Consider the following 26,312-nt stretch of genomic DNA (forward strand, 5'->3'; position numbering starts at 1 on the left):
AATTCCTGAGAGTCTTTGAATTAGAGAACGGATTTTGGGGCGGCTATTTGCAGATAGTGCTCTGCAACGTCCAGCATTCGGTTGGCAAACCCCCATTCGTTGTCGAACCAGGCCAGGATGTTCACCAGCCTCGGGCCGGAAACGCGGGTCTGGCTGGCATCGACAATCGCCGAATGCGGGTCATGGTTGAAATCACAACTGGCGTGAGGCAATTCAGTGTAGGCCAACAAGCCTTTGAGCGGGCCGCTGGCGGCGGCGTCGCGCAGAATCCGGTTGACCTCCACGGCATCGGTGTCGCTGACGGTTTGCATGGTGATGTCCAGACAGGACACGTTCACCGTCGGCACCCGCACGGCTTTGGCCTGAATTCTCCCGGCAAGTTCCGGCAACAGTCGTTCGATGCCACGCGCAAGGCCAGTGGACACCGGAATCACCGACTGAAACGCCGAACGCGTGCGACGCAGGTCTTCGTGGTGATAAGCGTCGATCACCGGCTGGTCGTTCATGGCCGAGTGGATAGTGGTAATCGACACGTAGTCCACGCCGATCGCCTGATCCAGCAGGCGCAACAGCGGCACGCTGCAGTTGGTGGTGCAGGAGGCGTTGGACACCAGCCGCTCATCGCCGGTCAGGCAATCCTGATTGATGCCGTAGACGATGGTGGCGTCGACATCCGCCTCGCTGGCCATCGGCTGGGAAAACAGCACGCGGGGTGCGCCGGCGTCGAGAAAACGCTGGCCGTCGGCACGGGTGTTATAGGCACCGGAGCATTCCAATACCAGGTCGACGCCCAGCGCCGCCCAGTCGATGCCCTCGGGGGTGGCACTGCGCAACACTTTCACGCAGTCGCCCTTGATATGCAGACAATCGCCGTCGACCCGTACTTCGCCGGGGAACCGGCCGTGGGTGGAGTCAAAGCGTGTCAGGTATTCGATGCTGGCCATGTCGGCCAAATCGTTGATCGCAACAATCTCAAACCCGGCCGCCGGCCCTCGCTCGAACAGAGCACGCAAGACGCAACGACCAATGCGGCCGTAGCCGTTGAGTGCAACTTTGTAGGGACGCGGTTGGGGCATGGGGTTCTCGATTACCTTGGGTAACAGGGTGAATGTGCCACCGCCTTCGCGAGCAAGCCCGCTCCCACATTTGAAATGCATTCCAAATGTGGGAGCGGGCTTGCTCGCGAAGGCGTCAGTACAGCCACCGCAATTTACAGCCTTAGTCTTCCAGCAGCTCTTCAGCCTGACCCAGGATGTTTTCCAGGGTGAAACCGAACTCTTCGAACAAGGCTGGCGCCGGCGCCGACTCACCGTAGGTGGTCATGCCGATCACGCGGCCTTCCAGGCCCACGTACTTGTACCAGTAGTCGGCGTGAGCCGCTTCGATGGCGATACGCGCACTGACCTGCAACGGCAATACCGATTGCTTGTAGTCAGCGTCCTGAGCTTCAAACACGCTGGTGCATGGCATGGACACCACGCGCACGTTATGGCCTTGGGCAGTCAGCTTGTCGTAGGCCTGAACGGTCAGGCCGACTTCGGAACCGGTGGAGATCAGGATCAGCTCCGGCTCGCCGATGCAGTCCTTGAGCACGTAGCCACCACGGCTGATGTCGGCGATCTGCGCGTCGGTGCGCACCTGATGTTGCAGGTTCTGACGCGAGAAGATCAGCGCCGAAGGGCCGTCCTTGCGCTCGATCGCGTGCTTCCAGGCCACGGCGGATTCGACCGCGTCGGCTGGGCGCCAGCAATCGAGGTTCGGCGTAGTGCGCAGGCTGGTCAGTTGCTCGACCGGCTGGTGGGTCGGACCGTCTTCGCCCAGGCCGATGGAGTCGTGGGTGTACACGTGGATCACGCGTTTCTTCATCAGCGCGGCCATGCGCACGGCGTTGCGCGCGTATTCCATGAACATCAGGAAGGTCGCGCCGTAAGGCACCAGGCCGCCGTGCAGGGACACGCCGTTCATGATGGCGCTCATGCCGAACTCGCGCACGCCGTAGTACATGTAGTTGCCGCTGGCGTCTTCGGCCGAAACACCTTTGCAACCTTTCCACAGGGTCAGGTTGGAACCGGCCAGGTCGGCCGAACCGCCGAGGAACTCAGGCAGCAGCGGGCCAAAGGCGTTCAGGGTGTTCTGGCTGGCTTTACGGCTGGCGATGGTCTCGCCCTTGGCCGCGACTTCGGCGATGTAGGCCGAGGCTTTCTCCGAGAAGTCGGCAGGCAGGTCACCGGCGAGACGGCGCACCAGCTCATTGGCAAGCGCAGGGAATTCGGCGGAGTAGGCGGCGAAACGCTGGTCCCACTCGGCTTCGGCGGCCAGGCCTTTTTCCTTGGCATCCCATTCGGCGTAGATGTCGGCCGGGATTTCGAACGGGCCGTAGTTCCACTTCAGCGCTTCACGGGTCAGGGCGATTTCCGCGTCACCCAGTGGGGCGCCGTGGCAGTCTTCTTTACCTTGCTTGTTCGGCGAGCCGAAACCGATGGTGGTCTTGCAGCAGATCAGGGTCGGCTGCTCGCTCTTGCGGGCGGTGTCGATGGCGGTCTTGATTTCTTCCGGGTCGTGGCCGTCGACGTTGCGGATCACTTGCCAGTTGTAGGCTTCGAAACGCTTAGGGGTGTCATCGGTGAACCAGCCTTCGACTTCGCCGTCGATGGAGATGCCGTTGTCGTCGTAGAAGGCAATCAGCTTGCCCAGGCCCAGGGTGCCGGCCAGGGAGGAAACTTCGTGGGAAATGCCTTCCATCATGCAGCCATCACCCAGGAATACGTAGGTGTGGTGGTCGACGATGTCGTGGCCGGGGCGGTTGAACTGCGCGCCCAGGACTTTTTCAGCCAGCGCGAAACCGACGGCGTTGGCCAGGCCTTGGCCCAGGGGACCGGTGGTGGTCTCGACGCCTGGGGTGTAGCCGAATTCCGGGTGGCCCGGGGTGCGGCTGTGCAGCTGACGGAAGCTCTTCAGATCGTCGATAGTGAGATCGTAGCCGGTCAGGTGCAGCAGCGAGTAGATCAGCATCGAGCCGTGGCCGTTGGACAGCACGAAGCGGTCACGGTCGGCGAACGCTGGGTTGCTCGGGTTGTGTTTCAGGTAGTCACGCCAAAGGACCTCGGCGATATCCGCCATGCCCATCGGGGCACCGGGATGGCCGCTGTTGGCTTTTTGCACGGCATCCATGCTGAGGGCACGAATGGCGTTGGCACGCTCACGACGGCTGGGCATCGCTGTTCTCCTGAGGGTTGAATAAAAGAAACGGAAAAAAGGACCGGCATTTTCCCTCAGCCACCGCCTGCGGGCAATGACAGATAGTCACTTGAGGGTGTTTTTCCTGTGGTTTGCGCGGCAATCGCCTGCAGAACTCGGCCGCCCCTTCGTCTAAGAGGGATAGCGCTCGCTTATAACCGCCACTTATCGACCAATATCAAAACTTTTTGATATTGACCTTGCGATGATTTCCACCCATCACTAGACTGCTGGCCTTATGAACCTACCCGTGCCCTCCCTGCGTCCCGACGATGGCGATGAACTGGCTGCCTTATGCAAGGCCGCTGGCGACCCGTTGCGCCTGAACGTACTGCGGGTGCTGGCCAACGATTCCTTCGGCGTGCTGGAACTGGCGCAGATCTTCGCCATTGGTCAGTCGGGCATGAGCCATCACTTGAAGGTCCTGGCCCAGGCCGACCTGGTGGCCACCCGTCGCGAAGGCAACGCGATTTTTTACCGCCGCGCCCTGCCCCACACCGAGCTGCTCGGCGGCAAGCTGCACAGTGCGCTGCTGGAAGAAGTGGACAACTTAAGTCTGCCCAGCGACGTGCAGTCGCGCATCGGCCAAGTGCATGGGCAGCGCGCAGCGGCTAGCCAGGACTTTTTCTCACGGGTTGCCGAAAAGTTTCGCGCCCAGCAGGACCTGATCGCCGGCTTGCCCCAATATCGCGAAAGTGTACTGGCGCTGCTGGACAAGCTGAGCTTCAGTCATGAAGCGACCGCCCTGGAAGTCGGGCCAGGGGATGGCGGCTTTTTGCCGGAGCTGGCGCGCCGTTTTCACCAGGTCACGGCGCTGGACAACAGCCCGGCGATGCTCGAACTGGCGCGCCAGTTGTGCGAGCGCGAGGCCCTGGGCAACGTCAGCCTGCAGTTGGCGGACGCCCTGAATGACACCAGCCTGCGGGCCGATTGCGTGGTGCTGAACATGGTCCTGCACCATTTCGCGGCCCCCGCCGACGCCCTCAAGCAGATGGCGAATTTGCTGCAACCCGGCGGTAGCCTGCTGGTTACAGATTTATGCAGCCACAACCAGAATTGGGCCAGGGAGGCCTGCGGTGATCTCTGGTTGGGTTTTGAACAGGACGATCTGGCCCGTTGGGCCACCGCTGCGGGACTCGTTCCCGGGGAAAGCCTCTATGTAGGTTTACGTAATGGTTTCCAGATTCAGGTCCGCCATTTTCAGCGACCGGCTGGCGACACTCACCATCGGTAAATATCAGGAAAACATCGAGATGAGCGAATACTCCCTTTTCACCTCCGAGTCCGTGTCTGAAGGGCATCCGGACAAAATCGCCGACCAGATTTCTGATGCGGTGCTGGACGCCATCATTGCTGAAGACAAGTTCGCCCGTGTGGCGTGCGAGACTCTGGTGAAAACGGGCGTGGCGATCATCGCCGGCGAAGTCACCACCTCGGCCTGGGTCGACCTGGAGCATATCGTCCGTGAGGTGATCACCAACATCGGCTACAACAGCTCCAACGTCGGCTTTGACGGCGCCACCTGCGGCGTGATGAACATCATCGGCAAGCAGTCCCCAGACATCAACCAAGGTGTCGACCGCGCCAAGCCAGAAGACCAGGGCGCCGGCGACCAGGGCCTGATGTTCGGCTATGCCAGCAACGAAACCGACGTGCTGATGCCGGCACCGATCACCTTCTCGCACCAGTTGGTGCAGCGCCAGGCCGAAGCCCGTAAATCCGGCCTGCTGCCGTGGCTGCGGCCGGACGCCAAGTCCCAAGTAACCTGCCGTTATGAAGGCGGCAAAGTGGTCGGCATCGATGCTGTCGTGCTGTCAACCCAGCACAACCCGGACGTTTCCTACGCCGACCTGCGCGAAGGCGTGATGGAGCTGATCGTCAAGCACGTACTGCCGGCTGAACTGCTGAGCAAGGACACCCAGTTCCATATCAACCCGACCGGCCAGTTCATCATTGGTGGCCCGGTGGGCGACTGCGGCCTGACCGGGCGCAAGATCATCGTCGACAGCTACGGCGGCATGGCCCGTCACGGCGGTGGCGCGTTCTCCGGTAAAGATCCATCCAAGGTTGACCGTTCGGCAGCCTACGCCGGTCGCTACGTGGCCAAGAACATCGTCGCCGCCGGCCTGGCCGAGCGTTGCGAGATTCAGGTGTCCTACGCTATCGGTGTGGCCCAGCCTACGTCGATCTCGCTGAACACCTTCGGCACCGGCAAGATCAGCGATGACAAGATCGTCAAGCTGGTGCGTGAGATCTTCGACCTGCGCCCTTACGCAATCACCACCATGCTCGACCTGCTGCACCCGATGTACCAGGAAACCGCGGCCTACGGCCACTTCGGCCGTACCCCGGCGCAGAAGACGGTCGGCGACGACACCTTCACCACGTTCACCTGGGAAAAAACCGACCGCGCCGACGACCTGCGTATCGCTGCCGGCCTGTAATCGCTTGCGGTACTCAAAGCCCTGCCGGGTTCGCCCGGCGGGGCTTTTTATTGGTGCGCGATTCGCGTCGTGCTTCACATTTTTTGGATCCAAACCTTGCAGGCCAAATAATGGCCCACTAGAATCCGCGCCCTCCCGGGCCTTCCACCTAATTATGGATATTGCACTGCGCCAGCCCGGGACTCATCAACGCGCAGGCAATCGAACATTGAGGTTTTCATGCGCATTTCCACGCTCGCCCCGACCGCCCTGCTGCTCAGCCTGTTCGCCCTGCCGGTAAATGCCGCCGACCTGAGCGCACTGAGTGGCGCACTGAGCTCCCAACTCGGTGGCGGCAACTCCGGCGACTGCCAACAGCAAGCCAAAGACCTGCAAACCAAGATCGATGCGGCCAATGCCAAAAACGACACCTTGAAAGTGAAGGCCTTCGAAGCCGCGCTGGAGCAGGTCAACAAAGGCTGTAACAAACTCGCCGAGTCCCAGGCCAACGTCGATACCAAGCAGCAAAAGCAGCAGGCCAAGACTGAAAACAACGATGCAGTGAAAGCCTTGGGTGGTCTGTTCAAGTAAGCAGAAACACCCGGTAAAAAGCCCCGACCTGTCGGGGCTTTTTTGTGGGCGCGAAGATCCCTTAGGCTGAGCGCCCCTTACCGAGCAAGGATGCTCCCGATGCGCCTGCTGATTGTTCTTTTACTCAGTGTTCTAACCGGGTTGGCCAGGGCTGAAGAGTGCCCCGATGATGCGCGCGCGCAGATCGGCCCGCTGGCCCGGCAAATCAGTCTCTGGGATGACAACTACCACCGGCTTGGCCATTCGCCCATCAGCGATGAACTCTACGACCAGGCCCGCCAACGCCTGGCTCACTGGCACCGGTGCTTTCCCCAACCGGCTGCGGTAGCTGACAAGCCATTGGCCAGCTCACGGGGCACCTCGCCGCACCCGGTGGCCCATACGGGCCTGGAAAAATTGCTCGACGAACACGCCGTCGGCGAATGGCTCCGGGCTCGCCAAGACGTCTGGATTCAGCCCAAGGTCGATGGTGTCGCCGTGACTCTGGTCTACCGCCAGGGGCGCTTGCGCCAAGTAATCAGCCGAGGCGACGGCCTGCTCGGCCAGGATTGGTCTGCCTCCGCGAAAAAAATCCCCGGCATCGTCCAGCAACTGCCAGAGCCCATCGACCTTGTGCTGCAAGGTGAGCTCTACTGGCGTCTCGACGACCACGTGCAATCGACCCTCGGCGGGCTTAATGCGCGCAGCAAGGTGGCCGGCCTGATGAACCGTCGACAATTGAACGACACCGAGGCGGCCGGGATCGGTCTGTTTGTCTGGGCCTGGCCCGATGGCCCGGCAGACTTTACCGAACGCCTGGCCACCCTGGCTGGCTGGGGCTTCACCGACAGCCAACGCTACAGCCGGCCCATTCAGGACATCGCCGACGCCGCACGCTGGCGCACCTACTGGTACAACCATCCACTGCCTTTTGCCAGTGATGGCGTCGTGCTGCACCAGGCCACCCGCGCACCCGCCAAGCGCTGGCAGGTCAGCACGCCTTACTGGGCGGTCGCCTGGAAATATCCCGCAGCAAAGGCCCTGGCGCTGGTACGCAAGGTGCAATTCAACATCGGCCGCACCGGGCGCATCACGCCGGTCCTGGAACTCGAACCGGTGCGGCTGGACGACAGGCAGATCAGCCGCGTCAGCACCGGCTCCCTGCAACGCTGGAAAACAATGGATATCCGCCCCGGCGACCAGGTTTCCATCAGTCTCGCCGGCCAGGTCATTCCGCGATTGGACGAGGTGATCCTGCGCAACGAGACAAGAGTGGACATCCAAGTCCCCAGTGCCCGGGACTTTCACGCCCTGAGTTGCTGGCAACTGGACCCTGGCTGTGAAGAACAGTTGCTGGCCCGCCTGACCTGGTTGAGCGGCAACCAGGGCCTGGGCCTGCCGCATATGGGCCGGGAGACGTGGAACGTATTGATCCAGGCCGGTCTAATCGCAGGCTTCCTCGATTGGTTGACCCTGGATGCGGCAGAGCTTGCTAACATTGAAGGCTTCGGCGATCGCAGCCGTGCGCGGGTGCTCGACAGTATTCGCAGCGCACGGCAACGGCCTTTTGCTCAATGGCTCAAAGCCCTGGGCGTGCCGCCCGCAGCACGCAATAACCTGGAAGGCGACTGGCAGGCGCTGGTTGCCAAGGACACCCAAGCCTGGCTGGCCCTGGATGGCATCGGCCCGGGACGCGCGGCGCAACTGAGCGCTTTTTTTCGCGACCCGCAGATCCAGGCGTTGGCTGAGACACTACGCGTGGCTGGGATTGACGGGTTTTGAACCTGACCCGGCCACTAGATTGCGACTTTGGAGCTCCCTATGAAATTTTTAGCCCCTTTTGCCCTGCTGACCGTCGCATGTTTCATGGCGACGCCGCTGCTGGCAGCCGAAGAAGCAACCCCACTGACCGGCTGCGCCGCCAAGCGCCAGGCCATCATCACCCAGATCGAACAGGCCAAGGCCCATGGCAACAGCGCACAACAGGCCGGCCTGGAAAAAGCCCTAAGTGAAGTCACAGCCAACTGCACCGACGCCGCCTTGAAAAAGGAGCGCGAAAACAAGGTGCTCGACGCCAAGCACGACGTCAGCCGCCGTCAGGCCGACCTCGACAAGGCGATGAAAAAAGGCGACGCGGACAAGATCAACAAACGTAAGGACAAACTGGCCGAGTCGCGCAAAGCACTGCAGGATGCGGTAGAAGAACTCGACCAGTAAACCGGTCAGTGGTCCCGGAACTGCTTATGGCAGGCGCTGCAGGCATCTTCGACTTTCTGCACCGCAGGCGTAAGGTTACTGGCCTTGTAGGGCTGCACCTGACTTGCGATCACCAATTCACCGGTGGCCGCTTCAAGGTCGCGGGCCAGTTGCTGGAATTGCGCCTGTTTTTGCCAGACGTCGTCCTTGGCGCTGGTGTGGTCTTCCTCACGCACGCTCGGGAAATGCTTCCACGGTTCATGGGACAACGCATCGAGCTTGACCGCGCCTTCGGCGAACTTCGCGCCGTCGAACGGGATGCGTCCACGCAACATGCCACCCAGGTCTTCGCCGGTCTTGAGCATTTGCTTGAAGATCGCCTTGCGCTGGCCCAGGGGCGAATTCGGATCAACGCCGCCACAGGCAGACAGCGCCAGGCAGGCGAGCAGTACAACAGTCAGTTTTTTAAAAGTCATGGTGGCTTCGAGGTCACGGGAAAACGGCGGCCAGTATCCTCGCCCCACCCGTAAAGACCAATAGCCCTATTAACGATAAGGGTTGCCCAAACGCGTCGGCGAGCGGGCAATCGCTTCAGGAATTGCTTGTATGAATATCGCTTTGAAACCCTGGAGCCGCCGCCTGGCGTGGGCTCTACCGATGATCGCAGTGCTGGCCGGCTGCGATGTGGGCAAGGATGCGCACAAAGATGAAACTATCAAACCCCATGCGGTGGCCACCTATGTGAGCGCACCGTGGGAAGCGCTGCCGGCGGTGTCCGATAGCGAACTGCTAGCCGGGTTTGAATCCTGGCGCAGCGCCTGCCAACGCCTCAAGGCTGACCCGGTGTGGGGCGCGACCTGCGCGGCGGCAACTGCAGTGCCAGGGGATGCGGCGGCGGTTCGCGGTTTTCTCAAGGAGCGCCTGGACGTATTCGGCCTGCGCTCGGCCGACAACACCCCGAACGGCCTGATCACCGGCTACTACGAGCCGGTCTACCCCGGCAGCCTGACCGAAACCCCTACCGCCCATGTGCCCGTGTACGGCGTGCCGGACGACCTGATCATCGTCAACCTCGAAAGCATCTACCCGGAACTCAAGGGCAAGCGCCTGCGCGGCCGCCTGGAAGGTCGTGTGCTCAAGCCGTATGACGACGCCAGCACGATCAACGGCCAAGGCTCCACCGCCAAGCCGATCGCCTGGCTGACCGACCCGATGGACCTGCAATTCCTGCAGATCCAGGGTTCGGGCCGAATTCAACTGGCTGGCGGGCGCCAACTGCGTATCGGCTACGGCGACCAGAACGGCTACCCCTACCGCCCTATCGGCCGCTGGCTGGTGGAACAAGGCGAGCTGAAGAAAGAAGACGTGACCATGGGCGCCATCGCCGCCTGGGCCAAGGCGCACCCGCAGCGCATTCCGCAACTGCTGGCGAGCAACCCCAGCTACGTGTTCTTCAGCGCTCGCCCCGACAGCAACGAAGGCCCACGCGGCTCGCTCAACGTGCCGCTGACCGCCGGCTACAGCGTAGCGGTGGATCGCAAGGTGATTCCGCTGGGCAGCCTGTTGTGGCTGTCGACCACACGCCCGGATGGCACACCGATCGTGCGCCCTGTCGCCGCGCAGGATACCGGCGGCGCAATCACCGGCGAAGTGCGCGCGGACTTGTTCTGGGGCACAGGGGAAGCAGCAGGCGAACTGGCAGGGAATATGAAGCAGCAGGGGCAGATCTGGATGTTGTGGCCCAAGGGCGCCGTATTACCCCAGGTGCCGGATGCCCCAGCCGGCACCTGACCGACGCTGATCGACAATGTGGGAGCAAGCCGGCTCCCACACGGCGGCAGGCGTTAGATCGAGACGAAGAAGAAACTCACAATCAGCGCCATGCCAACCGCCCACACCAGCGAGCGCAGGATGGCCCAGTCCGCCAGGTAGCAGATGATGTACAGCAGGCGACTGGTGATAAACAACACCGCGAGGACATTGATCGTGACCAGTTCGGCGTTGCCAGCCAGGTGCGCGATGATCACAGCGGCAGCAAACGCCGGGGTCACTTCAAAGCTGTTGAGCTGCGCGCTGTGGGCACGTTTGGCGAAGCCTTCCAAGGTATCGAGGAAGGCACGCGGGTCATGGTTCTGCCGTGGCCCGAACTTGCCGCCGCTGAATTTGGCCACACCTATACACAGGTAAGGCAGAAAGATTGCGATCAATACACACCAGAAAGCGACAGTCATTACTCATTCCTTTTTTGGTTTTATCAAGACGGCTAGCGTTTTATCACGAACATGCTGGTCAGCCCCCATCCACAGGCGATGGGCCCAACTGCATGACCCAAAGCACCCAAGCGTAGCTCATCAACACACGCCCCGGTCGGCGCCGGTAGCGCCTCCGCTCACTGATCCTTATTGATCCGCTGCGGATGCCTCGGGTCCGCTGCAGCCTTGCCCGGCAGGCTGCTTTCGCTGCGGATCTGCGCGTGGCTGATCAGCGCAAAGATACAGCTCCCGCCAATGATATTGCCGGCCAGGGTCGGCCCGGCGAATATTAGCCAGAAATCCTTCCACGGCAATTCGCCGGCAAATACCAGGTAAGACACTTCCGCCGAACCGACCACGATGTGGGTGAAATCCCCCAGCGCCATCAGGTAGGTGATCAGGATGATGATCCAGATCTTGGCGCTTTCCATCGACGGGATCATCCACACCATGGTGGCGATCATCCAGCCGGAAACGATGCCCTTGGCGAACATCTGGCCGGGGGCGTTTTCCATGACTTTGCGTCCGATCTCAAGGAAGGCCAAGTCGGTCTTAGTATCGAAGATCGGCAAGTGCAGCATCACATAGGCCACCAGCAAGGTGCCGCACAAGTTACCCACCAGCACCACCGTCCACAGGCGCAGAAGACGCCCGGCATTGGCCAGGGTCGGTTTGCTCATCACCGGCAGCACTGCGGTCAGGGTGTTTTCAGTGAACAACTGCTGGCGTGCGAGGATCACCGCCAAAAAGCCCGCGCAATAGCCGAAGCTGGCGATGACTTTGAACCCTTCACCGTCCGGCAGGCGCGAGTTGAGTAGGCCCATGCCCATCAGTGAGAGGCCCATAGTCAGGCCCGCCGCCAGCGCCGACCACCACAATGCCGCCACCGAGCGCTCGAGCTCCTGATCGCCCTGAGTGCGGATGATTTCATGCAGTACAGCCGCGCGGGGCGGCTGGTTCTTGTCAACGTCGTGCTGTTCTTCCTGCGACAGGTTGGGGGTTTTGCCGTCGTCGTTCGTGGCCATGATGTTCCAGAGTCCAAGAGGTGTCTGTAGCTACGACAGGCTGGAGCAATGGCTGTTCAGTGGCGTGGCAACTAAACCGGTATGCGCCAGGCTTTGGCCATCTCCACCGTGGTCGAGCGGAACGATTTTGACCAGGGTTTGTTGCGCGCACCGTAGTGCTGAATGATGTCGTCGAGCACTCGGTTGAACTCAGCGGGGGTGGTCGCCTTGGCCAAATTACCTGCGGCGCGTTGCAACAAGTCGACGTTGGCGCCTGTCTGGCCGGGGCGGTACAGCGATGGGTAGATGACCTCGCGGGTGAAATTTTCGGCCTTTACCGAGAGGTCGCGCCTTTTCATTTCGGCGACCGCACTGGCCATGACCTTGGACATCGGCGAGGCGCCCGAAGCCTGCTTGGCCGCCACCTGCAACAACTGCTGAAAATTGCGCTGCCCCGCTGCATTCAGGCGCCGCCCCAGCCACTCGACATGTTCAGGCCGGCTGGCGCGAGCGCATCCAGGTTGCGCAGCGCGGCAGACAGTTCAGGGGTGAAGATCAAGCTGTCGTAGTTCTGGTTCACCTTGGCAATGGCATTGTCCAGGGACTGCAATGCTTGTTGCGCGCTCTTTCTGAACCTCAATACCGCAGCCGCAGCCGGCTCTTTCTGCAAGGTTTCCTGCACACTGGCCAACATCTCATCGTCCATCGCCAGCACAGCGTCGTCCAATGAAGCAAACGTGTGATGCTCGCGAACCGTGTCGCGTTGCTCCAAGTGCGCCGCCACGGTTTTGCGCGCGTGTGCCTGCAGATGCTGCTTGTGCTCGGCGCTCATGGTGAAGTTCACGGTGCCGTTGAGTGTGCCGCGAAAATCCCCCTTATTCGTCTTCAGCCGCAGGACCACTGTCTGCTCGGCAAACGCCTTGAGCCGTTCATCTTGATAGGCCTCGGCGGACGTATGGGACGTTCCCGTCACCTTATCGACGAGGCCACTGAAAAACCCGCCGCTTTTTTTCGGCGTTGCAGCGTCTTCGGCTTCAAATTTGACGATCAGAGACTCGTACTGGCTTAGCGGACTTTCTGCAAACGAGCGCTCGATCACCCCGGGAGCCGGCGTGTTGAGCAGCAGGCCACCGTCCTGAAACGCCGTGGCTTCGGCAGTTTCCTGAAAGGCATGGCCCTGCTCGGTCGGGCGCTTGAAAAGCACCGGCAATGACGCCGAAATGTGCGCGGCGCGGGCGATGTCCATGTCTGGGGTCAAGCTGGCGTTAAACGCCACCAATTGCGGGCGGCCGTCGAACATACCTGTGCCGGTGATATTGAGTGGCTTGATCGCCGGGATATGTCGGCTCAACACCTCAAGATCGCGAAAAGTCGGCGCGTCGCCGGCGCTGAGCCGGTCAGCAATTTTCATGACTGCGCCTGGCCGGGTGGCCCTTGGCGTGGCGGCGATATGGGCGAGGATCGACTGGCGTGACTCGTTGCGCAGCAATTCTTCCAGGGGATACGCCTCGGTTTGCAGGCGCGGCATCAACGTCAGCAGCAATTGGGCGATATTGCCTGCGGGCACTGGCAAGCGCCCGATGAGTTTGCCAATACGAGTACTGGCCTCTTGCAGCCAGGCCGTCAACGGGTCGTTGCTATTCAACAGGCTCGGCAGGTCGATGCTGTTCGATAGCTTGCCGAAGACCTCGGCGTTCATGCCACTGGCGAGCAACGTTGCAGAAATCGCGCCGGCCGATGAGCCGGAAATAACCTGGATACCTTGCAGCTTCCCGCTGTCCTCAAGCGCCTGCACCATCCCCGGATAGGCAATGCCTTTGGCTCCCCCGCCACTGAGCACCAGATGGCTGGGCGGTGGCGGCGACACCACAATGTCCACCTGGCCGTTAATGTCGCGGGAGAGGCTCAGCTTGCGCGGCCCAACCCCTTCAACCAAGGTCGGTTTCACGCCTTGGCTGAAGGAGGATTGTGGCGACTGAAGCGAAGGCGGCCGAATTTGGGCAGCCGGATTGGAGGACACTTTCATACACAGGCTCTCAATACAGGATGTAGTCCTGAGTGATGAGAACGCCCGGGAAAGATCCACCTGGAATGATTTGGTAAAGCAATCAAACCGGTGAGCGGTTACGCAGGGTGGCTGTCTTCCTTGAACTGGTCCTTCACGTACTTGATCTCGGTCCGGCCGTGCGGCGCGGGCAAACCGTCTTCGCCGAGGTTGACGAAGACCATTTTTTCCACAGTGAGGATGCTTTTGCGGGTGATCTTGTTGCGCACTTCACAGGTCAGGGTGATGGAGGTGCGGCCGAAATCGGTGGCGGTGATGCCCAGCTCGATGATGTCGCCCTGGCGCGAGGCGCTGACGAAGTTGATTTCGGAGATGTACTTGGTCACCACCCGCTGGTTGCCCAATTGAACAATCGCGTAAATGGCCGCTTCCTCGTCGATCCAGCGCAGCAGGCTGCCACCGAACAGGGTGCCGTTGGGGTTGAGGTCTTCAGGTTTTACCCATTTGCGGGTGTGGAAGTTCATGGTCACTCCAAAACGTCTTGCCGAATGATGGGCAACATCATGGCAGAGCCCGGGCTCAAGCTCTATGCGCTATTGCCTATCAACCCCATGCGCGATCTTCATCCCGCCGACAGAAAGGCTTGGGAAGTGCCGCGTACACAGCTATAATCGCCCCCGCTTCAAAACGGTCATCTTCAGTTGATACCGTTCTCCCGCCACCTGTCCGAGGGGCGCTGCAGCAGGTTCAACCTGTCAGGCTCGGATGGGGCGTTGTCCGGCCTGGTTACCCTGGCCTGATACTAAACGCACAACGGCGCCCATTCGCACACTACGAATGGAGGCTCTTCATGAGCGCTGTAATTACGCCTGCAGATTTCAACGACTACAAAGTCGCCGACATGTCCCTCGCTGCCTGGGGCCGTCGCGAAACCTTTATCGCCGAATCCGAAATGCCAGCCCTGATGGGCCTGCGCAGCAAGTACGCCGCTGAGCAACCGCTCAAGGGCGCGAAGATTCTTGGCTGCATCCACATGACCATCCAGACTGCCGTGCTGATCGAAACCCTGGTTGCCCTGGGTGCCGAAGTGCGTTGGTCGTCCTGCAACATCTTCTCGACGCAAGACCAGGCTGCCGCCGCCATCGCTGCTGCCGGTATCGCGGTATTCGCCTGGAAAGGCGAGACCGAAGCAGAGTACGAGTGGTGCCTGGAGCAAACCATCCTGAAAGATGGCGCGCCATGGGATGCCAACATGATCCTCGACGACGGCGGCGACCTGACCGAGTTACTGCACAAGAAGTACCCGCAGATCCTCGACCGCGTCCACGGCGTGACCGAAGAAACCACCACCGGCGTACACCGCCTGCTGGACATGCTGGCCAAGGGCGAGCTGAAAATCCCGGCCATCAACGTCAACGACTCGGTGACCAAGAGCAAGAACGACAACAAGTACGGCTGCCGTCACAGCCTGAACGATGCCATCAAGCGCGGCACCGACCACCTGCTGTCGGGCAAGCAAGCCCTGGTGATCGGCTACGGTGACGTGGGCAAGGGTTCGTCCCAGTCCCTGCGTCAGGAAGGCATGATCGTCAAGGTCTCCGAAGTTGACCCGATCTGCGCCATGCAAGCCTGCATGGACGGTTTCGAAGTGGTTTCGCCGTTCATCGACGGTATCAACGACGGCAGCGAAGCAAGCATCGACAAGGCCCTACTGGGCAAGATCGACCTGATCGTGACCACCACCGGTAACGTGAATGTCTGCGATGCCAACATGCTCAAGGCCCTGAAAAAGCGCGCCGTGGTGTGCAACATCGGTCACTTCGACAACGAAATCGACACCGCTTTCATGCGCAAGAACTGGGCATGGGAAGAAGTGAAGCCACAGGTCCACAAGGTTCACCGTACCGGCTCGGGCGATTTCGACCCGCAGAACGACGACTACCTGATCCTGCTGGCCGAAGGCCGCCTGGTAAACCTGGGTAACGCCACTGGCCACCCAAGCCGCATCATGGATGGCTCGTTCGCCAACCAGGTACTGGCGCAGATCTTCCTGTTCGGCCAGAAATACGCCGACCTGTCGCCGGCCCAGAAAGCCGAGCGCCTGACCGTGGAAGTGCTGCCGAAGAAACTCGACGAAGAAGTGGCCCTGGAAATGGTCCGCGGCTTCGGCGGCGTGGTGACTCAACTGACCAAGACCCAGGCCGACTACATCGGCGTGACCGTCGAAGGTCCGTTCAAGCCGCACGCTTACCGCTACTGATATGCCTGTTGCCCTCTCTTCGGGAGGGGGCATTTTGTGGAAGCGGGCTTGCTCGTGATGGCACCGACTCGGCACACCTGCAACAGCGAGCCGCCCCCATCGCGAGCAAGCCCGCTCCCACATTAATCGGTGCACGCCTTCCGGTATTCTGAGTTTCCAAGGGTATTACCATGTCCCAAGACCGTCGCTACAGCTTCGAGTTCTTCCCGACCAAGACCGATGCTGGGCATGAAAAACTGATGGCGACTGCCAAGCAGTTGGCCAGCTACCACCCCGACTTCTTCTCCTGCACCTACGGCGCTGGCGGTTCGACCCGTGACCGCACGATCAACACCGTGTTGCAGCTGGAAAGCGAAGTCAAAATTCCCGCCGCGCCGCACTTGTCGTGCGTGGGCGACAGCAAGGCCGACCTGCGCGCGCTGCTGACCCAATACAAGGCCTCCGGGATCAAGCGCATCGTCGCCCTGCGCGGTGACTTGCCATCCGGCATGGGCATCGCCAGCGGTGAGCTGCGCTACGCCAACGACCTGGTGAGCTTCATCCGCGAAGAAAGCGGCGATCACTTCCACATCGAAGTGGCCGCTTACCCGGAGATGCACCCACAGGCGCGCAACTTCGAAGACGATTTGCAGAATTTTGTGCGCAAGGCCAACGCCGGCGCCGACAGTGCAATCACCCAATACTTCTTCAACGCCGACAGCTACTTCTACTTCGTAGAGCGTGTACGGGCCTTGGGTGTGAACATCCCGATCGTGCCGGGCATCATGCCGATCACCAACTACAGCAAGCTGGCGCGCTTCTCCGACGCCTGCGGTGCTGAGATCCCACGCTGGGTGCGTAAACAACTGGAAGCCTATGGCGACGACGTCAAAAGCATCCAGGCGTTCGGCGAACAGGTTATCAGTGAGATGTGTGAACAATTGTTGCAAGGTGGCGCGCCAGGGTTGCACTTCTATACCCTGAACCAGGCTGAACCTAGCCTTGCCATCTGGAACAACCTGAAGCTGCCACGCTAACGCCTGCCCGGCGGTGCCAAGGCCCTCGCCCCTACGAGGGCCTTTGTCGTTTTACATGCCCACGGAACCCAGCAGTCCATGAATACCGCGCCCCCGACTTCCCGCCCGCAACTGGTCTATCTGGTTTTCGGCGCCGAGACCTATCACCAGGAGGCCGTCTTCAGCATCGCCAGTGCGCTGGCTTTTCTGCAGGAGACTCCGGACGCCGCCATAGACATCCAGGTCTTCAGCGACAACCCCGAACCCTATCGCCTGCTGCCGGTGCGTGTGCGCCCGCTGGACGAAGCCACCCGCAAACGCTGGAGCGAGCCCCACGGTTATCACTTCCGCACCAAACATGTGGTGCTGCGCCAGGTGCTGAAAGAATCGCCAGTGGCGCTGCTGATCGACACCGACACGTTCTTCCACCATTCGCCCACGACCCTGTTCGAGCGCGTGCAGCCCGGCACCCTGCTGTGCAACGATTTCTACTCAAAGTACGGCGACAACCACGAAAACATTCTCTACTCCGCGTTGCACCAACGCCTGCTGGACATGGGCTTGGCCGACGATGACATGATGAATCTCAACTCCGGGGTCATCGGCCTGACGCAACAGGACGCGCACATCCTCGATCACTCCATCGAGTTGATGGACGAACTGTTCCCTCACGCCCAGGGCGCCTACACCCTGGAAGAGTTCTGCCTGTCGATCGCCGCCTACCGCACCCTCAACGTGCGCGGGTGCCCGGACCTGATCCACCACTACTGGAGCCGCAAGCAGCTGTTCCGCGCCAAGGTCAAAGCGTGGGTCGCCAAGCACGCGGCCGCCCCCACCAGCGCGCAGGCCCTGGCCGACACGCGGCAGGTCTCCTCCCACTTGCCGCGACCACCGCGCCTGCAGCGCCTGATGTACAAGCTGATCACCCTGCTCTTGCCCAAGCACCAGCAACAGTTCATCCGCGAAATTCTCTACGGTTGCTACGAGCACGAAAACGAGTTCGACCGGGCGTGCGGCCCGGCGTGGTGGGACAAGGCGCGACAGAATCAGGAACAGCGCCAAAAGCGTCCGTTCGACGCCCACCAATTGGAACACTGGTTCGCCAACCCGGCGGTCAGGCTGATTCTCGGCGAGCGGCGCACCGCAATCTACGAACACTTGATGACCTCGCCAGCCCACTAGCGATCCCCGCAGATGCGTGTGCCAGAGCTTCTCTTTAACGCAGGAGCGTCGTAACCTCAGGCCATGCCCGTGATTCTCAAGCTGTTGACCGCGACATTTTTCACTTGCCTGAGCCTGGCCGCTTACGGCGAGAAGTTGCGCATTGTCACCGAGCCGTGGGCGCCCTATGTGTACGACGACAACGGCACCATGCGCGGGCTGGACTATGAAACCACGGTGATCGTGTTCCAGCGCCTGGGCGTCGATGTGCAATGGCAATTCCTGCCATGGAAACGCTGCCTGAGCATGCTCGAACAAGGCCACGCCGACGGCGCGCTGGATATTTTCCACAGCCATGAGCGCGATGCCCTGCTGTTGTACCCCAGCGAACCGCTGTCGGAGGTGGAGTTCGTGCTGTTCTACGCCAATGAGCGGCCCCACCCGGCCCAGACCCTCGACGAGCTGCGCAACCTGACCGTCGGCACCTCGCCGGGCTACCTGTATGGCGCGCAATTCAGCGAATCGAGCCTGTTCCATCGCGAGCCGGCGCCGACTCATGAAGCGAACTTCGGCAAATTGATGCTTGGCCGCATCGATCTGCTGGTGACTGACCGCAGGGTCGCTCAGCATGTGATCAACGCATTGGGCCTGGAAGGCAAGGTCAGCCAGGCGCCCGTCGTGATCAGCCACCAGCAGCAGTTCCTCGCGGTGCGCCGTGGCGCCGGCATGGACCTGCTGGTGCAGCGCTTTGCCGCTGAACTCAAGCGCTTCAAGCAAGAGCCGGCCTACACCGCCTTGAGCGCCAAATATGGTGGTATTCAAACCGCAGCCGAGCCGATTACACTGCCTGAACACACCGTTGAGCAGCAGGAAAGCAGCGCGCCGTGATTGCTCTGTTATACTCCGGCCTTCCCGCCAGGCTTACGCCCGGCCGCTGAGGTCTTGAAAAAGGCACCCAACCCCGCTACTGCGCAGCTTTCAAGCCCGCGCGAGCCGGTGGAGTGCCCGCCAGACGCAGCAGGACCGGACGGGATTGCGCTCCCCTAAGCGCCATTCACGCCCGGCAAGATTATCCCTTTGGGCCAAGCCCTAACTAGAACAGGATTACTCATGTCCTTTGCTTCCCTCGGTCTCTCCGAGGCTTTAGTCCGCGCCATCGAGGCAGCGGGCTATACCGAGCCTACTCCGGTGCAACAGCGGGCCATTCCCGCCGTGTTGCAAGGTCGCGACCTGATGGTTGCGGCTCAGACAGGTACTGGTAAAACCGGCGGTTTCGCCCTCCCGATTCTGGAGCGGTTGTTCCCCAACGGTCACCCGGACAAGTCCCAGCGTCATGGCCCGCGCCAACCGCGCGTACTGGTCCTGACCCCTACCCGCGAACTCGCCGCCCAAGTGCATGACAGCTTCAAGCTGTATGCCCGCGACCTGAAGTTCGTCAGCGCCTGCATCTTCGGCGGCGTCGGCATGAACCCACAGGTTCAGGCCATGTCCCGTGGCGTTGACGTCCTCGTCGCCTGCCCGGGTCGTCTGCTCGACCTGTGCGGCCAAGGCAGCGTCGATTTGTCCCACGTGGAAATCCTCGTGCTGGACGAAGCCGACCGCATGCTCGACATGGGCTTTGTCCATGACGTGAAAAAGGTCCTCGCCCGCCTGCCGGCCAAACGTCAGAACCTGCTGTTCTCGGCAACGTTCTCCAACGACATCACCGCCCTGGCCGGCAAGTTGCTGCACAACCCGGAACGCATCGAAGTCACGCCGCCGAACACCACGGTCGAGCGTATCGAGCAACGCGTGTTCCGCCTGGCTGCCAGCCACAAGCGTTCGTTGCTCGCCCACCTGATCACCCATGGCGCGTGGGAACAGGTGCTGGTGTTCACCCGCACCAAGCACGGCGCCAACCGCCTGGCCGAGTACCTGGACAAGCACGGCCTCTCCGCCGTCGCCATCCACGGCAACAAGAGCCAGAACGCGCGCACCAAAGCGCTGGCCGACTTCAAGGCCGGTGAAGTACGCATCCTGGTGGCCACCGATATTGCCGCACGCGGCCTGGATATCGACCAACTGCCGCACGTGGTCAACTTCGAGCTGCCCAACGTCGACGAAGACTATGTACACCGTATCGGCCGTACCGGCCGCGCCGGTCGTTCGGGCGAAGCCATTTCCCTGGTAGCGCCGGACGAAGAAAAACTGCTGAAAAGCATCGAACGCATGACCAAGCAGAAAATTGCCGACGGCAACCTGATGGGCTTCGATTCCAGCGCCGTTGAGGCCGAGAAGCCTGAAGTGCGCGAGCGTCCGGACGTGCGTAACCCGCGCAACCCACGCGGTCCGAAGGGCGATGGCCCGAACGGCGGCGGTGGCGGCGGTGGTCGTCGCGACAAGGGCAAGGACAAGGGCGGCAAGGAAAAAGCGCCAACCAACGGCCGTGGCGAACGCCCGGCCCGCGAGCAGAAACCCCGTGAAGGCACCCCGGCTCGCGAACAGCGTCAGCCGAGCCAGCCAAGCCAGACGCCACGCGCCAGCGCCGACCGCGCGCCGGACGAGTTCCTCGACGACGATGTGGATAACTTCGGTAACCGCGTCGACTACGTGCCTCAGGCCAAACCGGCCCAGGGCCGTGGCCGTCGTCCAGGCGCTCCGGCTCCGGGCGCTGGCACCGGCACGGCCGCACCCCGTGGCGGTCAGCCACAGGGCGCGCGCCAGAACGGCCCGCGCAACAGCAGCGGCGGCACCACCGGCACCCCACCGGCCAAGCGCAGCGGCCCGCGTAACGGCGCACCGCGTGATGGCCAGGCGCGTCGCGAAGACTCGCGTAGCAACAACCGCCGCCCAGCCCGTGACGACCAGCCACAGTTGTCCGAGCCAGCGGTGCAAAACCCGCGCGGCGGCCCGGCACCAAAGATCATCCACAAGGAGTCGAAAGCCGATCGCTTCCCGACACCCGAGCAACTGGATCAGTTGCCAGGCCGTCCTCGTGGTGAAAAACCAGCGCTGCTGACCCGCAACCGCTGATTTTCAAAGCGTCATAAAAAATGCCCCGGATCGTGAGATCCGGGGCATTTTTGTGTGGCGGGCGAAAATTACTTCGCTTTCACACCTTCAAACGTCACGTACAGCTCAACATTGTTGGACGCTGGGCCCAGGTCCATCTGCTTGCCGAAGTCCTGGCGATTGAAGCTGGTGGTGCCTTCAAAACCGGCACGGTAGCCGCCCCATGGATCTTTGCCTTCACCCAGGAAGGTGGCCTTGACAACGATCGGCTTGGTCACGCCGTGCAGGGTCAGGTCGCCGGTCACGTCGGCAGTGACTTGGCCCGCAGCATTTTTACCGGTGGTTTTAACACTGGTGGAGACGAACTTGGCATCGGCAAACTTGCCAACGTCCAGGAAGTCTTTGCTGGAGATGTGCTTGTCACGTTCGGCGTGGTTGGTGAACACGCTGGCGGTACGGACGTTGAACTCAATCTTGCTGTCTTCAGGCTTGGCGGCATCGAAGCTGAACTTGCCGTCCAGGTCCTTGAACGTACCGGTGATGAAGCTGTAGCCCAAGTGGCTGATCTTGAAATCGACGAAGGCGTGCTGGCCTTCTTTGTCGACAACATAGTCAGCGGCCATCACCTGACCTGCCGACAGCAGAGCAGAACCGATTGCCAGAGCGGCGAGAGTCTTTTTCAACATGCTTTCTATTCCTTGTGAGTCGAGGTTGAACATCAGGCTTTGCGCCCCAGCATTCGCGTGAGGGTCGCATCACGATCGATAAAGTGGTGCTTCAACGCGGCTACGCCATGCAAGCCGGCGAAAACCACCAGCACCCAGGCGAGGTACAGATGCACCACGCCAGCGGTGTCTGCCTGGTCCGGCAAGCCGGAAACCACAGCAGGAATCTCAAACAGGCCAAACACCGGGATACCCACACCGTCTGCGGTGGAAATCAGGTAACCGGCAATCATCACGGCAAACAAACCGACATAAAGGAACGCATGGCCAAAGGCAGCACCGATCCGCGTCAGGCGGCTGTAGCTGGCCAGCGCCGGCGGCGCCGGGCTGATCAGGCGCCAGACAATACGCACCAGCATCACCGCGAACAGCGTGATGCCGATGCTTTTGTGCAGGTCCGGCGCGTCTTTGCGCCACGTGCTGTAGTAGTCGAGACCGACCATCCACAAGCCCAGGGCGAACAGACCAAACACCACCAGGGCCACGCCCCAGTGCAACACCATGCTGACCCAGCCGTAGCGGGCTGGTGAGTTACGTAGCTGCATGTACTTAATCCCGTAAGAACTGTGCTCAAGACTAACGATTTACCTATCGAATTAAAGCGCAAATTTTTGCTTTGAAATATCGAGAAATATGATCATAAGCCTAGGCACGATACGTTAACGAGGGATTAAGACTATTCCCAAGAAACGTGACAGTCCGTCCCATGTTTACCGCGAATTCCCCACAATGGCTTGTGACACGGGCCTCCATTGCATAGGCTTGCGCGATTGTTTCGCCTGCGAAGATGCAGGACCGCTTCGAGGAGATAGACGATGGGCTTGAACAACCAGTGGATGCAACGCGACCTCGCGGTGCTGTGGCATCCCTGCACCCAGATGAAAGACCACCAGCAACTGCCGCTGATCCCGATCAAGCGGGGTGAAGGCGTATGGCTGGAAGACTTCGAAGGCAAGCGCTACCTCGACGCCGTCAGCTCCTGGTGGGTCAACGTATTCGGCCACGCCAACCCGCGCATCAACCAGCGCATCAAAGACCAGGTCGACCAACTGGAACACGTGATCCTCGCCGGCTTCAGCCACCAGCCGGTGATCGAACTGTCCGAGCGCCTGGTGGCGATGACGCCTGAAGGCCTGACCCGGTGCTTCTACGCCGATAACGGCTCGTCATGCATCGAAGTCGCGCTGAAGATGAGCTTTCACTATTGGCTCAACCGTGGCCTGCCGAACAAAAAGCGCTTCGTCACCCTGACCAACAGCTACCACGGCGAAACCATCGCCGCGATGTCGGTGGGCGACGTGCCGCTGTTCACCGAAACCTACAAAGCGCTGCTGCTCGACACCATCAAAGTACCGAGCCCGGATTGCTACCTGCGCCCCGAGGGCATGAGCTGGGAAGAACACTCGCGCAACATGTTCCTGGCCATGGAACAGACCCTGGCCGACAACCACGACACGGTCGCCGCCGTAATCGTCGAACCGCTGATCCAGGGCGCCGGCGGCATGCGCATGTATCACCCGGTGTACCTCAAGCTGCTGCGCGAAGCCTGCGACCGCTACGGCGTACACCTGATCCATGACGAAATCGCCGTCGGCTTCGGCCGTACCGGCAGCATGTTCGCCTGTGAACAGGCCGGCATCCGCCCGGACTTCCTGTGCCTGTCCAAAGCGCTCACCGGCGGCTACCTGCCGCTGGCGGCGGTGGTCACCACCGAAGACGTCTACAGCGCCTTCTACGACGACTACCACACCCTGCGCGCCTTCCTGCATTCCCACAGCTACACCGGCAACCCGCTGGCGTGCGCGGCGGCCCTGGCGACCCTGGATATTTTCGAAGAAGACAACGTCATCGAAAACAACAAGGCCCTGGCCCAGCGCATGGCCACGGCCACCGCACACCTGGTGGACCACCCCCACGTGTCGGAAGTGCGCCAGACCGGCATGGTGCTGGCCATCGAGATGGTCCAGGACAAAGCCACCAAAACCGCCTACCCGTGGCAGGAACGCCGTGGCCTGAAGGTGTTCGAACACGCCCTGGAGCGCGGTGCGCTGCTGCGGCCGTTGGGCAGCGTGGTGTATTTCCTGCCGCCGTATGTGATTACGCCGGAGCAGATCGACTTCCTGGCCGAAGTGGCGAGTGAAGGGATTGATATCGCCACCAACAGCACCGTCAGCGTTGCCGTGCCGAAGGACTTTCACCCAGGCTTTCGCGATCCGGGCTGATTAGGCTCACTCGACTGATCGGGTGCCAGGTCGACCGTCATCGCGGGCAAGCTCGGCGCCCACAGGTTTTGTATTTTTCCAGAGAACAGAAATGAGACTGTCCCGCTTTTTCACCGACACCCCGTTGAGCCTCGGCGAGCATGAATTGCCCGAAGCCCAGGCGCATTACATCAGCCGCGTGCTACGCATGGTCGAAGGCGATGCCGTGCAACTGTTCGACGGTTCCGGCCAGGAATTTCGCGGCACGTTGCTGGAGGTCGGTAAAAAACGCGTCAGCGTGCAACTGACCGAGCAATTCGCCGGGCAGACCGAATCGCCGCTGCACATTCACCTCGGCCAGGGCCTGTCCCGGGGCGAGCGGATGGATTGGGCGATCCAGAAAGCCACCGAACTGGGCGTCAACGCCATCACGCCGATTTTCAGCGAGCGCTGTGAAGTGCGCCTCAAGGACGAACGCGCCGACAAACGCCTACAGCACTGGCGCCAGGTGGCGATCAGTGCCTGTGAGCAATGCGGGCGTTCGACGGTGCCGGTGATTCACCCGCCGCTGTTACTCGCCGATTGGCTGAAGCAGACCGAGGCGGACCTGAAGCTGGTGCTGCACCCGGTCGCCGAGCCGATGATCAGCCATGCCAAGCCGTCGAGCCTGGCCTTTCTGATCGGCCCCGAGGGCGGCTTGACCGATCCTGAAATCGACACCGCCCAAGGCGCCGGCTTCCATGCCGCCCGCCTCGGCCCGCGCGTATTGCGCACCGAAACCGCACCGGTTGTCGCGCTGTCGGTCGCCCAACAACTGTGGGGCGACTTCTGACCAACCCGAGGAAAGGGTTTATTCCACCGGATCGCTCACTGGCGTAGCAAAGATCGCCTTCAACTCGGCGCTCATCGGAAACTCCAGGTTCAGGCCCTTCGGTGGGATTGGCTGTTCAAACCAGCGCCGGTAAATCCCATCGATCGTTGGTTCTCGGGTGATGACGATTTAAGCGGCGCGAGGCGCCAGGCCCTCTCGTTGCTGCCACCGGCGATTCTGCAGTGGCAGCGCGCTTACCCGGACATTGCCTGCGAGCTGTCCAGCGACCATAGCCGCGAGTTGGTGCAGAAGCTGTTGATGCGCGAAATCGACCTGGCGCTGACCCTCAACTTCGCCGGCCACCCGGGGCTCACCACCCAAGTGCTGGCCAACGGAGCCTTGGTCGCGTTGGCGTCCAAGGGCTATTGGACCGAGGCGCAAACCCGCAAGCCGCTGCCGTTGGCGGAATTGGCGGGAGCGCGGTTGATTGGCCTGTCCAGCGCCGACCCCTTCACCGCCCTCGGCGCGTCGACGGCGACCACCCGCATCCGCACGCTCACGCCGCCGCTGCCGATCACCCTGTACGCCCTGACCCGCGCCTACGAACCGCCGCCGCACATGCTGGCCAACCTGCTGCAGATCTTCGGTGAGCGTGCCCGGGAGCTGCTGGAACGCCTGTAGTCAGCGCCCTCAACCCCACTGAAGAACCAATGTGGGAGGGGCGGTGCGACGATTCGACTTGCCCCCGATGGCGGTGGTTCAGCCAGCTTATTTGCCAACTGACACACCGCCATCGGGGGCAAGTCGAATCGTCGCACCGCCCCTCCCACATTTTTTTGACCGCGTCGTGCGTTAGAGCACGTAATGCATGATCGCCACGAAATGCAGCAAACTGCCGCCGATCACAAACAAATGCCAGATCCCATGGGAATGCCGCAGGCGATCCTCCAAGGCAAAAAAGATGATGCCAACGGTGTACAACACACCGCCCGCCGCCAGCCAGATAAACCCCGCCGTGCCCAGTACCGCAATCAGCGGTTTGACGGCCACCAGCACGATCCAGCCCATCACCGCGTAGATCACGATCGACAGAACCCGCGCCTCGGAACGCGGCTTGATCTCCTGCAGAATGCCGACCACCGCCAGCCCCCACACGATCCCGAACAGCGTCCAGCCCCACGGGCCTCTTAAACTGACCAGGCAAAACGGCGTGTAACTGCCGGCGATCAACAGGTAGATCGAAAAGTGATCGACCTTCTGCATGATCGCTTTTCGCCGCCCCTGCACGCTGTGATACACCGTCGACGCGCTGTACAGCACCATCAGCGTAAAGCCATAAATCGCCACGCTGACAATCTTCCAGGGGCTGCCATCCAGGCTCGCCACCACCAACATCCACACGGCGCCCACACACGCCGCGATTGCACCGAGCAAATGGCTCCAGGCGTTGAATCGTTCCCCGTGGTACATCTGTCACTGCC

The 26,312-nt window shown here is 61.3% G+C and carries 22 protein-coding genes, 3 pseudogenes and 1 riboswitch; of the genes and pseudogenes, 14 read left to right on the forward strand and 11 right to left on the reverse strand.

The annotated features are described in order from the left end of the window. Positions 1–20 precede the first annotated feature (20 nt). Positions 21–1,076, reverse strand: coding sequence for an erythrose-4-phosphate dehydrogenase (epd, locus tag ACS5Q8_RS27185; RefSeq protein ID WP_276195249.1), 1,056 nt, complete (start codon positions 1,074–1,076; stop codon positions 21–23). A 142-nt stretch (positions 1,077–1,218) separates the two neighbouring features. Continuing rightward, positions 1,219–3,216, reverse strand: a complete 1,998-nt coding sequence (tkt, locus tag ACS5Q8_RS27190; protein ID WP_276195250.1) for a transketolase — start codon at positions 3,214–3,216, stop codon at positions 1,219–1,221. Between the two features lie 259 nt (positions 3,217–3,475). On the opposite strand from tkt, the gene ACS5Q8_RS27195 reads away from it, so the two are divergent. From ACS5Q8_RS27195 to ACS5Q8_RS27215, 5 genes are all read left to right on the forward strand, one after another. Further along, positions 3,476–4,471, forward strand: a complete 996-nt coding sequence (locus ACS5Q8_RS27195) for an ArsR/SmtB family transcription factor (RefSeq protein WP_276195251.1) — start codon at positions 3,476–3,478, stop codon at positions 4,469–4,471. A gap of 19 nt (positions 4,472–4,490) precedes the next feature. Continuing rightward, entirely contained in the window at positions 4,491–5,681 is a 1,191-nt protein-coding gene (metK, locus tag ACS5Q8_RS27200) for a methionine adenosyltransferase (RefSeq protein ID WP_276195252.1), read from the forward strand. A gap of 219 nt (positions 5,682–5,900) precedes the next feature. Next, positions 5,901–6,251, forward strand: a complete 351-nt coding sequence (locus tag ACS5Q8_RS27205; RefSeq protein ID WP_465159643.1) for a hypothetical protein — start codon at positions 5,901–5,903, stop codon at positions 6,249–6,251. A gap of 99 nt (positions 6,252–6,350) precedes the next feature. Then, entirely contained in the window at positions 6,351–8,012 is a 1,662-nt protein-coding gene (gene ligB, locus ACS5Q8_RS27210) for an NAD-dependent DNA ligase LigB (RefSeq protein ID WP_465159644.1), read from the forward strand. A 39-nt stretch (positions 8,013–8,051) separates the two neighbouring features. After that, entirely contained in the window at positions 8,052–8,447 is a 396-nt protein-coding gene (locus ACS5Q8_RS27215) for a DUF1090 domain-containing protein (protein WP_247398963.1), read from the forward strand. Between the two features lie 5 nt (positions 8,448–8,452). On the opposite strand, the gene ACS5Q8_RS27220 is transcribed toward ACS5Q8_RS27215, so the two are convergent. Further along, a complete protein-coding gene (locus ACS5Q8_RS27220; RefSeq protein WP_247398960.1) occupies positions 8,453–8,902 on the reverse strand; it encodes a c-type cytochrome in 450 nt (149 codons plus the stop codon). A 130-nt stretch (positions 8,903–9,032) separates the two neighbouring features. Here ACS5Q8_RS27220 and mltA point away from each other — a divergent pair, with 130 nt between their 5' ends. Beyond that, positions 9,033–10,217: a murein transglycosylase A gene (gene mltA / locus ACS5Q8_RS27225; RefSeq protein ID WP_465159645.1), complete on the forward strand. Its 1,185-nt coding sequence runs from the start codon at positions 9,033–9,035 to the stop codon at positions 10,215–10,217. Between the two features lie 53 nt (positions 10,218–10,270). Here the strand turns inward: mltA and ACS5Q8_RS27230 are convergent, their stop codons facing one another. The 4 genes and pseudogenes from ACS5Q8_RS27230 to ACS5Q8_RS27245 form a co-directional block, all read right to left on the reverse strand. After that, positions 10,271–10,657 (reverse strand): MAPEG family protein, encoded by a 387-nt coding sequence (locus ACS5Q8_RS27230; RefSeq protein WP_276195261.1) that lies wholly within the window; start codon positions 10,655–10,657, stop codon positions 10,271–10,273. A gap of 158 nt (positions 10,658–10,815) precedes the next feature. Beyond that, on the reverse strand, positions 10,816–11,703 hold the full coding sequence (locus ACS5Q8_RS27235) for a formate/nitrite transporter family protein (RefSeq protein ID WP_276195263.1): 888 nt from the start codon (positions 11,701–11,703) through the stop codon (positions 10,816–10,818). 71 nt (positions 11,704–11,774) lie between these two features. Beyond that, positions 11,775–13,708 (reverse strand): annotated as a pseudogene (locus ACS5Q8_RS27240) (patatin-like phospholipase family protein). Between the two features lie 98 nt (positions 13,709–13,806). After that, positions 13,807–14,211 carry an acyl-CoA thioesterase gene (locus ACS5Q8_RS27245; protein ID WP_276195266.1) on the reverse strand — a complete coding sequence of 135 codons (405 nt, stop codon included), beginning with the start codon at positions 14,209–14,211 and terminating at the stop codon, positions 13,807–13,809. 198 nt (positions 14,212–14,409) lie between these two features. Next, positions 14,410–14,516, forward strand: a riboswitch (S-adenosyl-L-homocysteine riboswitch). A 21-nt stretch (positions 14,517–14,537) separates the two neighbouring features. Between ACS5Q8_RS27245 and ahcY the strand changes: the two genes are divergently transcribed. The 5 genes from ahcY to rhlE2 all read left to right on the forward strand — a co-directional run bounded on the left by ahcY (position 14,538) and on the right by rhlE2 (position 21,115). Further along, positions 14,538–15,947 carry an adenosylhomocysteinase gene (gene ahcY, locus ACS5Q8_RS27250; RefSeq protein ID WP_276195267.1) on the forward strand — a complete coding sequence of 470 codons (1,410 nt, stop codon included), beginning with the start codon at positions 14,538–14,540 and terminating at the stop codon, positions 15,945–15,947. A 170-nt stretch (positions 15,948–16,117) separates the two neighbouring features. After that, positions 16,118–16,963: a methylenetetrahydrofolate reductase [NAD(P)H] gene (gene metF, locus ACS5Q8_RS27255; protein WP_443694877.1), complete on the forward strand. Its 846-nt coding sequence runs from the start codon at positions 16,118–16,120 to the stop codon at positions 16,961–16,963. A gap of 78 nt (positions 16,964–17,041) precedes the next feature. Further along, positions 17,042–18,124, forward strand: coding sequence for a hypothetical protein (locus tag ACS5Q8_RS27260; protein ID WP_276195268.1), 1,083 nt, complete (start codon positions 17,042–17,044; stop codon positions 18,122–18,124). 63 nt (positions 18,125–18,187) lie between these two features. Then, on the forward strand, positions 18,188–18,991 hold the full coding sequence (locus tag ACS5Q8_RS27265; RefSeq protein ID WP_443700023.1) for a substrate-binding periplasmic protein: 804 nt from the start codon (positions 18,188–18,190) through the stop codon (positions 18,989–18,991). Between the two features lie 222 nt (positions 18,992–19,213). Then, entirely contained in the window at positions 19,214–21,115 is a 1,902-nt protein-coding gene (rhlE2, locus tag ACS5Q8_RS27270) for an RNA helicase RhlE2 (protein WP_426099985.1), read from the forward strand. A 68-nt stretch (positions 21,116–21,183) separates the two neighbouring features. Here rhlE2 and ACS5Q8_RS27275 read toward each other — a convergent pair whose 3' ends face one another. Together ACS5Q8_RS27275 and ACS5Q8_RS27280 are read right to left on the reverse strand one after the other, a co-directional pair. Then, positions 21,184–21,780, reverse strand: coding sequence for a YceI family protein (locus ACS5Q8_RS27275; RefSeq protein WP_017844972.1), 597 nt, complete (start codon positions 21,778–21,780; stop codon positions 21,184–21,186). 32 nt (positions 21,781–21,812) lie between these two features. Further along, positions 21,813–22,364, reverse strand: coding sequence for a cytochrome b (locus tag ACS5Q8_RS27280; protein ID WP_465159646.1), 552 nt, complete (start codon positions 22,362–22,364; stop codon positions 21,813–21,815). A gap of 270 nt (positions 22,365–22,634) precedes the next feature. Here ACS5Q8_RS27280 and ACS5Q8_RS27285 point away from each other — a divergent pair, with 270 nt between their 5' ends. Beyond that, complete coding sequence (locus ACS5Q8_RS27285; RefSeq protein WP_426099984.1) at positions 22,635–24,041, forward strand: adenosylmethionine--8-amino-7-oxononanoate transaminase; 1,407 nt, start codon at positions 22,635–22,637, stop codon at positions 24,039–24,041. Positions 24,042–24,132: 91 nt separating this feature from the next. Then, the gene (locus ACS5Q8_RS27290; protein ID WP_276195271.1) at positions 24,133–24,852 is read left to right on the forward strand and encodes a 16S rRNA (uracil(1498)-N(3))-methyltransferase; all 720 of its coding nucleotides are present in this window, start codon (positions 24,133–24,135) and stop codon (positions 24,850–24,852) included. Positions 24,853–24,870: 18 nt separating this feature from the next. On the opposite strand, the pseudogene ACS5Q8_RS27295 reads toward ACS5Q8_RS27290, so the two are convergent. Further along, positions 24,871–24,996: pseudogene (locus tag ACS5Q8_RS27295) on the reverse strand (transporter substrate-binding domain-containing protein); the annotation flags it as partial. Between the two features lie 45 nt (positions 24,997–25,041). On the opposite strand from ACS5Q8_RS27295, the pseudogene ACS5Q8_RS27300 reads away from it, so the two are divergent. After that, positions 25,042–25,512: pseudogene (locus ACS5Q8_RS27300) on the forward strand (LysR substrate-binding domain-containing protein); the annotation flags it as partial. A 171-nt stretch (positions 25,513–25,683) separates the two neighbouring features. On the opposite strand, the gene trhA reads toward ACS5Q8_RS27300, so the two are convergent. Then, the gene (gene trhA, locus ACS5Q8_RS27305; RefSeq protein WP_276195272.1) at positions 25,684–26,301 is read right to left on the reverse strand and encodes a PAQR family membrane homeostasis protein TrhA; all 618 of its coding nucleotides are present in this window, start codon (positions 26,299–26,301) and stop codon (positions 25,684–25,686) included. Positions 26,302–26,312: the final 11 nt, after the last annotated feature.

The organism is Pseudomonas sp. PAMC25584 (assembly GCF_058135675.1).